Source organism: Saccharomonospora saliphila YIM 90502, from assembly GCF_000383795.1.
In the GTDB taxonomy this organism is placed as follows: domain Bacteria; phylum Actinomycetota; class Actinomycetes; order Mycobacteriales; family Pseudonocardiaceae; genus Saccharomonospora; species Saccharomonospora saliphila.
Genome location: NZ_KB912627.1, coordinates 1 through 1,912, shown reverse-complemented (window position 1 = coordinate 1,912; position 1,912 = coordinate 1). Strand labels below are relative to the sequence as shown.

The 1,912-nt window shown below is 71.1% G+C and carries 2 protein-coding genes; both read left to right on the top strand.

Features of this window, described 5'->3' with window-relative positions:
* The coding region (locus SACSA_RS21410; protein WP_198008938.1) for a hypothetical protein at positions 1-429 on the top strand (429 nt) is incomplete at its 5' end.
* Positions 430-541: 112 nt separating this feature from the next.
* The gene (locus tag SACSA_RS0104090) at positions 542-1,714 is read left to right on the top strand and encodes a nucleotide disphospho-sugar-binding domain-containing protein (protein ID WP_019813745.1); all 1,173 of its coding nucleotides are present in this window, start codon (positions 542-544) and stop codon (positions 1,712-1,714) included.
* The last annotated feature ends 198 nt before the right edge of the window (positions 1,715-1,912 follow it).

Below are 1,912 nucleotides of genomic sequence, written 5' to 3'. Positions count from 1 at the left end.
GCCGCCGCCGCCACGGAGTCCCCCGCGACACCGCACGTGTCCACGGCGAGCGCGGGGGCCGAGCGCCAGGCGGGCTCCTCGGCCGAGGCACCGTCCCGGCGCACGCTGGAGGGAACGTGGGACGCCTCCGTGCGCACCACGATCCCCAGCGAGGGTGAAACGACGTTGACCTTCCTCGCGGACGGCACGCTCGCGCCACCCGACACCGGCACCTGGTGCGAAGGCCCGAACGGCGCGTTCTCCTTCGAGCTGCGCTACACCAATTACGACGAGAACGGCGAGGTCGTCGGCCATACCGAGGGCTACCAGCACGGGCAGCTCTCACCCCGGGGCGAGACGTTCACCTCCTCCGGAGTGAGCACCGTCTACGACACCGACGGCGCGGTCGTGCGCATCTTCGAACTCGACATCGAGGCGGTTCGGGCCTAGGTCGCGGGCACCCGGGCGGGAGGCACGCGCGTCCCGCCCAGTTCGCCTTGAGCGGACCGCGAGCGCCACCTGCGACGGTCACCACGAACGCCTCTTCGGTTGGGAGTCTCACGTGCGCATCCTCTTCGCGGTCGCTCCGTCGGTCGCCCACCTGTTCCCGATGATCTCGACGGTGTGGGCGGCGCGGGCCGCCGGACACGACGTCGCCCTCACGACCTCGTCCGCGGCGGTGGACGGAGCCGTCCGGGCCGGTCTTCCCGTTCTGGACGCCGCACCCGATGTGGACTTCGGCGCCATCTTCGGCAAGTCGAAGGGAACGGCACAGGATCGTGCCGAACAGGCGCGGCGCCGGGGACGCGCCATCGCCGAGGCAGGGGGGACCACGCCGGACTTCGTGCTCGAACGATTCGCCACCATCTCGGACGTCATGGCGGACGAGACGCTCGCCTTCGCGCGCCGGTGGAAGCCCGATCTGGTGGTGTACTCGCGGCTCCAGGGAGCGGGGCTGCTCGCCGCGCGCGCGCTCGACCTGCCCGCCGTGGAACACGGGTTCGGCTTCCTGCGCGAACCGACGTTTCCCGAACGCTACCTGCCGCACCTCGCCCCGATCTTCGACCGGCACGACGTTCCACTCGAACTCCCCCCGATCACCCCGCTCCACCTGGCCCCGCCCAGCATGATGATCGGCGCCGAGACCGGACGGACGATGCGCTACGTCCCGTACAACGCGGGCGGGGTGCTCCCACCGTGGTTCGCGCACCCTGCCACGCGGCCCCGCATCGGCGTGACGCTGGGAACCGTCGTCCCCCAGATGTCCGGTTACGGCAGCGTCGAGTCGGTACTGGCCGCGGCCGACGGCGTCGACGCCGAGTTCGTACTGGCCCTCGGTGACGACCCGGACCTCAGCGGACTCGCCCCGCTACCGGACAACGTGCGCCTGGTCGGCTGGGTTCCGCTGACGAACCTCCTGGCGCACTGCGACGCCCTGATCCACCACGGGGGTTCGGGAACCACCCTCACGGCGCTGTGCGCCGGTGTTCCGCAGATCGCGATGCCGCACGGCGCCGACGACTTCATCAACGCCGACCTGGTGGCCCGGCACGGGATCGGCTACAACCTCGAGCCGTCGCAGATCGACTCCCGGACGCTGAAGGCCCTTCCACACGATCCCTCGCTACGGCAGGCCGCCGCGAGGGTCGCGGCCGAGATCGCGCACCAGCCCCCGCCCGCGGCGCTGCTTCCGGACCTGCTCGACCTCGCGGCCTCGGCACGGGCGCCGCACTGAGACAACCGACGATCACACCACACGTAAGCGAGACCCGCTGGAAAGGTATCGATGACCACTCGACGAGAACTGCTGAAGCTCGGTGCGCTGTCCGGGGTCGCCGCGATCCCGCTGCTGCGCCCGTCCGCGCCGGCCGCGAACGCGGCGACGGAGTCCGGATTGGTGAACACCGCGTACAACGTGACCGTGCGATCGGGG